The organism is Mycobacterium sp., assembly GCF_049278535.1.
In the GTDB taxonomy this organism is placed as follows: Bacteria; Actinomycetota; Actinomycetes; order Mycobacteriales; family Mycobacteriaceae; genus Mycobacterium.
On the sequence record NZ_JBAPMI010000271.1, the window covers coordinates 1 to 6,350 of the forward strand.

The window sequence follows — 6,350 nt, forward strand, 5'->3', positions numbered from 1 at the left end:
AACGACAAGTGCTGCCGTTGATTTCGTATTCGCTGGCTCCGTCGCGGAACATTCGGCGGGTGATCGAGACCTCGGAGTACTCGATCGGCAACGCGTTGTCGGAGTTGTCGATCGTGACGGTGACCTCGGCTCGACCCAGCGGTGCACGCGACGAGGTGCCCGCGAAGATGACGTCCTCCATCTTGCCGCCGCGCAGTGTCTTGGCGCCCTGCTCGCCCATCACCCAGGCCAGCGCGTCGACGACATTGGACTTGCCCGACCCGTTGGGGCCGACCACCGCGGTGATGCCGGGCTCGAACCGCAGAGTCGTCGGCGAGGCGAAAGACTTGAAGCCCTTCAGCGTCAGGCTCTTGAGGTACACGGCGAGCCAGACTACCGCTCAGAGAAGCCGCTGATGGCTTCGCCGCGCGGCGACCAGTCGACGACAACGGTGTCGACCTGGCCCGGTGCTTTTCCGCCCTGCAACAGGAGTAACAGCTGTTCACACGCGTCACGTGAGCCCTGCGCGACGACCATCACCCGGCCGTCGGGAAGGTTGGCGGCGTAGCCGGTCAGGCCCAACTCCAGGGCGCGGGACCGGGTCCACCATCGGAAGCCGACGCCCTGCACCCGGCCATGCACCCAAGCCGTGAGCCGGACGTCTTCAATGTCCGACATCGACGACCCGGAAGTCGACCGTCGTTCCGGCTTTCAGCGTTCGTCCTACCGTGCACACCTGGTCGACGGCACGCCGGACGACGGTGAAGACCCGCGCCTTCTCGTCGGCGTCCAAGCCCGACAGGTCGATTTCGAGCTTCTCCTCGAGCAGCGGATAGACCTCTTGCTCACGGTCGGCGGCTCCGGACACCCGGACCGTCGCCTGATAGTCGTCGCCGAGCCGGCGGGCCAGCGGTTGATCGCTGGACATTCCGCTGCACGCGGCCAGCGCGATCTTCATCAGCTCACCCGGAGTGAAGACACCGTCGACGTCTTCGGATCCGACCAGCACCTGCGCGCCCCGCGAGCTATGGCCGACGTAGCGGCGTACCCCGGTGCGCTCGACCCACAGATCCGTCATGGTTCATTTGTACCGAACTCCCAGTGTCCTCAGCCCCGCGGCCGCGGCTGGCAGCGGGGGCAATAGAACGACGAGCGATTCATGAACTTCTCCCGGCGGATCACCGCGCCACAACGCTTGCAGGGTTTCCCTTCGCGACCATAGACATTCAGCGATCGGTCGAAGTAACCGGACTGCCCGTTGACGTTGACATACAACGAGTCGAATGACGTGCCGCCCTGCGCCAGCGCGTCGCGCATCACGTCGGCGGCGGCTTCCAGCACGGTGGTCAACTGCTTACGGGTCAGCACCTCGGCCAGCCGAGCGCCGTTGACCTTGGCCCGCCACAGCGCCTCGTCGGCGTAGATATTGCCGATCCCCGAGACCACCGTCTGGTCGAGCAGCTGGCGTTTGATCTCAGAGTGCTTGCGCCGCAACACCTTGACCACCGCGTTGATGTCGAACCGTGGATCCAGCGGATCGCGTGCCACATGCGCGACGGGCACCGGGACGACACTGCCATCGACGGTGACCAGGTCGGACAGCAACCAGCCGCCGAACGTCCGCTGGTCGACGAAGCTCAGCGTGGTGCCGTCGTCGAGCAGCGCGGCGATACGCAGATGACCGGCGTTGGGAACGGTCCCGAGCAGCATCTGTCCGCTCATGCCGAGGTGCACGACGAGCGCCTGGTCGTAGCCACTCGGCCCGTCCAGAGTCAGCCACAGGTATTTGCCGCGCCGGTCGCTGCCGGTGATCCGGGCATCGAGCAGCCTCGCGGTCAGGTCGGCGGGGCCGGCCTCGTGACGGCGGACGGCACGCGGGTGATGCACTCGCACGGCGGTGATGGTCTTGCCCACCACGTGGGCCTGCAGTCCGCGCCGCACCACCTCAACTTCGGGTAGCTCGGGCATCTAGCCGGCAGTCTCCCCGGGTAGGGCGTCGTCGAGCTGATTCAATGCCTGGCAGGCTTTCTCGGCGGCTTTCTGCTCGGCTTCTTTCTTGGTACGACCGATTCCGGATCCGTACTGGGTTTCCATCACGACGACGGCCGCGGTGAATTGTCGCTGATGGTCGGGGCCGGTCGAGGTGACCTCATAGGCCACCGTGCCTAGGCCGCGCGCGGCGGCCAATTCCTGCAGGCTGGTCTTCCAATCCAGAAGTCCACCGGCGGAAAGCAATTCACTGAACAGCCGCAGGATCACCTTGCGGGCGGCTTCGAGGCCGTGATGCAAATAGATTGCGCCGAGCAACGACTCCAAACTGTCGGCGAGGATGCTGGATTTGTCCGTTCCACCGGATTTCAGCTCGCCGCGTCCCAATAGCAGGTGCGCGCCGAGTCCCTGGTCGGTCAGACCGCGCGCCACTTCGGCCAGCGCCTGCGTATTCACCACTCCCGCACGCATTTTCGCCAGATCGCTCTCCGGGCGTTCGGGGTGTCGATTGAAGAGCTCGTCGGTCACGGTCAGACCCAACACTGCGTCGCCCAGAAACTCCAGACGCTCGTTGGTCGGCAAGCCGCCGTGCTCGTAGGCGTAGCTGCGGTGCGTCAGGGCCAACGTCAACAAGTCGTCGGGCAGATCGACCTCGAGCGCGTCGAGCAGATCACTCATTGCCGGCTCCGTCGGGGTCGGCGCGCAGCATGGTCGAGAGTTTGGCCCAGCGGGGATCGGTTTCGTCGTGGTGATGGCCCGGCTCGGCGGTCGCCAGCGCGACACCGCACCTGGGGCACAGCCCCGGGCAGTCGGTCCGGCACACCGGCGAGAACGGCAACTCCAGGCCTACGGCGTTGACGATCGGCTGATGCAGGTCGACGAAGTCGTTGACGACGCGACCGACCTCGTCGTCAGTGGTAGTCGCCTCGGTAAGGCTGTCCGGATAGGCGAACAGCTCGGTCAAGTCGACCTGGATGCGATCGGTGAACGACGTCAGGCAACGTGAACATTCGCCCGCGATCGGCGCCGACAGCGTCCCGGTCACCAGAACGCCTTCCGAAACCGACTCGAAGCGAAGATCGAGGTCCAGCGGCGCACCGGGCGCGATGCCGATCAGGTCCAGACCGATACGCACCGGGCTGGCCACCGTGTCATGCACGGGGAACATCGATCCCGGGCGCCGTCCCAGCCGTGCGATGTTGACGACAAGCGGCGAACCGGGGTCCGGTTGTGCCGCTTGGCTGTGCTGCCGGGCCATGTCCGCAATTCTACGGGCGGGCTACCAGCCACCTCGCCCGCTGGTAGTGGTGCTACCGCTGCGCGTAGTCGTGCACGCCGGCCGCGGTCCGCAGTTGATGGCGGCCGCGGTTGACCGAGCGCAGGGTGGTGTTGAGGTGCTCCTCGAACTCGGCCAGCTTGCTGTCGACGTAGATGTCACACTCGCCGCGCAGCCGGTCAGCCTCGACATGGGCCGCGTCGATCAGCCGCGCCGACTCGGCGTTGGCCGATTGCACCACTTCTGTCTGCGACACCAGGCGCTGCTGCTCCTTGATGCCCTCTTGGACGGCTTTCTCGTAGGAGATGTTGCCGTTTTCGACAAGCCGGTCGGCTTCGGACTTGGCGCGACCGGTGGTGGCCTCGAATTCGCGTTTCGCCGCCGTACCGATGCGGGCCGCCTCTTCACGTGCCTCGCCGACCATCCGTTCGCTGTGCTGCCGCGCCTCCCCTACCATCCGGTCGGCCTGCGCTTTAGCGTCTGCCAATATCCGGTCGGCCTCCGAGCGGGCGTGGTTGAGCAGCGAATCCGACTCGGTGGTTGCCGAGGACATCACGGAGTCCGCGTGCGTCTTGGCCTCGTGCAGCAGCGAGTCCCGAGCGTCAAGCACATCCTGGGCGTCGTCGAGCTCGCCGGGGATCGCGTCCTTGATGTCGTCGATCAGTTCGAGCACATCTCCACGAGGTACGACACAGCCCGCGGTCATGGGCACGCCGCGAGCTTCCTCCACAATGGCGCCCAGTTCGTCGAGCGCCTCAAAAACTCGGTACACGGCAACACCCTCCCGGCATCGTTGTTGTTACCAGTGTGCCTGGTGTTGCTTCTGTGACTGCGTTGCCAGGCCCGGTGTGTCGGGCTTTTAAGGTCCAGAACTGCCCCAATTACCTGCACACTTGACGTAATTATGTCGGTTTTCGGGCATTGTCGGCAACGCTGGACCAGCGCGGAACGCCGTCACACACGAAAGCGAACGACGCAGGAATACCCCCCAGGGGTACTCAGTTGGAGGTGCTATGGCACACGCGGTGGAGCATGCTCTAATCCTGTCCGGGTCCATGACCTGGGAGATCCTGTGGGCCTTGATCCTGGGATTCACCCTGTCGGCGGTGATACAGGCCGTCGTGCGCCGGTCGACGATCGTGGCGTTGCTCGGCGATGACCGACCCCGCACGTTGGCCGTCGCGGCCGGCCTGGGCGCAGCGTCCTCGTCGTGTTCTTATGCCGCAGTCGCCCTGGCCCGCTCGCTGTTCCGCAAAGGCGCCAACTTCACCGCCGCCATGGCCTTCGAAATCGGCTCGACGAACCTAGTGGTGGAGTTGGGCATCATCCTGGCCCTGCTGATGGGCTGGCAGTTCACCGCGGCGGAGTTCGTCGGCGGCCCGCTGATGATCATCGCGCTTGCGTTGTTGTTCCGGCTGTTTGTGCGTACTCGACTCGTCGATGCCGCGGCCCGGCAGGCCGATCGCGGGTTGGCGGGTTCGATGGAAGGCCATGCCGCCATGGACATGTCGGTTCAACGCGAGGGCTCGTTCTGGCAGCGAATGCTGTCGCCGGAGGGCTTTACCTCGGTCGCGCATGTGTTTGTCATGGAATGGGCGGCGATCCTTCGCGACCTGGTGATCGGACTGTTGATAGCGGGCGCCGTCGCGGCCTGGGTCCCCGAATCCTTCTGGCAGCACTTCTTTTTCGCTGATCATCCGGTGCTCTCCGCCGTATGGGGGCCGATCGTGGGCCCCATCGTGGCGATTGTCTCGTTCGTCTGCTCGATCGGCAACGTGCCGCTGGCAGCGGTGTTGTGGAACGGCGGCATCAGCTTTGGCGGCGTCGTCGCGTTCATCTTCGCCGACCTGCTGATCTTGCCGATCCTGAACATCTACCGGAAGTACTACGGCACCAAGATGATGCTGACGTTGCTGGGTACCTTCTATGCGGCGATGGTCATCGCCGGCTACGCCGTCGAATTATCTTTTGGCACAGCCGGTCTCATCCCGGCGCAGCGCAATGCAACGGTGATGGAGGCCGGTATCTCCTGGGACTACACCACGTGGTTGAACATCGCCTTCCTCGGGTTGGCGGCGGTGCTCATCGTCCGATTCGTGACTACCGGCGGCGTGCCGATGCTGCGGGCGATGGGTGGCTCCCCCGACGCCGAGGGTGAGCATCACCATCACGGGCATTAGCCGGGATGCCTACTTCCGTTCTGCCCCAACCACGCCGGGAGGGACGCAGGTAGAAGCCTCGGCATTGGGCGGATTTCCAGCCCGGTAGAGCAGTCGTTTGAGTTGACGCCGATCGGCCGGGCTGAGATGAGCCAGTAGGTGTTCGTCAGATGACGCGACTGCGTCCTCAGCGCGCCGCAGAAGTGCCTTGCCCTTGCGGGTGAGCTCGGCCGGCAGAGCACGGCCTGAGGGCGCGGTCTCAGGGCGAATCACCAGGCCGATTTCTTGCAGCCCTTGTAGAACCTGGTTCATCGCTTGCGCGGTCACGTGCGTGTGGCGGGCGAGTTCGGCGCCGGTCCGGCCCGGATCGTCGTCCAAGATCCGCATGCAGACGAATTCGGGCAGCCCGAGCCCGAGCGGTCGCAGCGCCTGGACGGCATGGGGGCGCAGTCGCGCCATCAATCCACGCACCAGATAACCCAGTGGTTGATCCTCGAATTCGCTCATCCCCACCATGCTGGCATGGAACTACAGGCCAGGTGCCGCATTGGCCGGTGCGTTGTTCGGATGCTCCGCCGCAGCGGCCGACCGGCGCATCTCCGGACCCTTCGACCACCGATATCAAGTTTCTTGACACATATCTGCCACCCGCGTATCAAGGAGATAGATATGCAAGTTGGCGGCCAGTCGGTCGGCTCGTCGCCGTTACCTGAAGGAGAACAGTGATGTTCGGAGGCGGATTTTCTGGTGGACCCGGTTGGGGCGGACCTGGCTGGGGCGCTCCCGGCTGGGGCGGTCCCGGCTGGGGCGGCCCCGGGTTCGGCGGACCGGGCTTTGGTGGTCCAGGATTCGGGGGCCACGGTCACGGCGGCCATGGTCCCGGCGGCCACGGTCCCGGCTGGGGCGGGCGCCGGAAGCGGGTGGTCGTCGGCACCGCTGCCTTGTTG

10 protein-coding genes are annotated in these 6,350 nt (G+C 65.2%); 2 read left to right on the top strand and 8 right to left on the bottom strand.

Annotated features, from left to right (window positions below; genetic code table 11):
- The 7 genes from WAO18_RS18270 to sepIVA form a co-directional block, all read right to left on the bottom strand.
- A partial coding sequence (locus WAO18_RS18270; protein ID WP_422207645.1) for an AAA family ATPase occupies window positions 1–361 on the bottom strand: 361 nt, incomplete at its 3' end.
- 11 nt (window positions 362–372) lie between these two features.
- The gene (locus tag WAO18_RS18275; protein ID WP_422207646.1) at window positions 373–657 is read right to left on the bottom strand and encodes an acylphosphatase; all 285 of its coding nucleotides are present in this window, start codon (window positions 655–657) and stop codon (window positions 373–375) included.
- Window positions 644–1,057 carry an OsmC family protein gene (locus tag WAO18_RS18280; RefSeq protein WP_422207647.1) on the bottom strand — a complete coding sequence of 138 codons (414 nt, stop codon included), beginning with the start codon at window positions 1,055–1,057 and terminating at the stop codon, window positions 644–646. The genes WAO18_RS18275 and WAO18_RS18280 overlap by 14 nt, the downstream gene beginning before the upstream one ends.
- A 29-nt stretch (window positions 1,058–1,086) precedes the next feature.
- Window positions 1,087–1,947 carry a DNA-formamidopyrimidine glycosylase gene (gene mutM, locus WAO18_RS18285; protein ID WP_422207648.1) on the bottom strand — a complete coding sequence of 287 codons (861 nt, stop codon included), beginning with the start codon at window positions 1,945–1,947 and terminating at the stop codon, window positions 1,087–1,089.
- Window positions 1,948–2,646 carry a ribonuclease III gene (gene rnc / locus WAO18_RS18290; RefSeq protein ID WP_422207649.1) on the bottom strand — a complete coding sequence of 233 codons (699 nt, stop codon included), beginning with the start codon at window positions 2,644–2,646 and terminating at the stop codon, window positions 1,948–1,950. It abuts the gene before it with no gap.
- The gene (locus WAO18_RS18295; protein ID WP_422207650.1) at window positions 2,639–3,226 is read right to left on the bottom strand and encodes a YceD family protein; all 588 of its coding nucleotides are present in this window, start codon (window positions 3,224–3,226) and stop codon (window positions 2,639–2,641) included. The genes rnc and WAO18_RS18295 overlap by 8 nt, the downstream gene beginning before the upstream one ends.
- A gap of 52 nt (window positions 3,227–3,278) precedes the next feature.
- Window positions 3,279–4,016, bottom strand: coding sequence for a cell division protein SepIVA (sepIVA, locus tag WAO18_RS18300; RefSeq protein WP_422207651.1), 738 nt, complete (start codon window positions 4,014–4,016; stop codon window positions 3,279–3,281).
- A gap of 241 nt (window positions 4,017–4,257) precedes the next feature.
- On the opposite strand from sepIVA, the gene WAO18_RS18305 reads away from it, so the two are divergent.
- A complete protein-coding gene (locus WAO18_RS18305; protein WP_422207652.1) occupies window positions 4,258–5,424 on the top strand; it encodes a permease in 1,167 nt (388 codons plus the stop codon).
- A 9-nt stretch (window positions 5,425–5,433) separates the two neighbouring features.
- On the opposite strand, the gene WAO18_RS18310 is transcribed toward WAO18_RS18305, so the two are convergent.
- Entirely contained in the window at window positions 5,434–5,919 is a 486-nt protein-coding gene (locus WAO18_RS18310) for a MarR family winged helix-turn-helix transcriptional regulator (RefSeq protein WP_422207653.1), read from the bottom strand.
- Between the two features lie 209 nt (window positions 5,920–6,128).
- Between WAO18_RS18310 and WAO18_RS18315 the strand changes: the two genes are divergently transcribed.
- The coding region (locus WAO18_RS18315; protein WP_422207654.1) for a hypothetical protein at window positions 6,129–6,350 on the top strand (222 nt) is incomplete at its 3' end.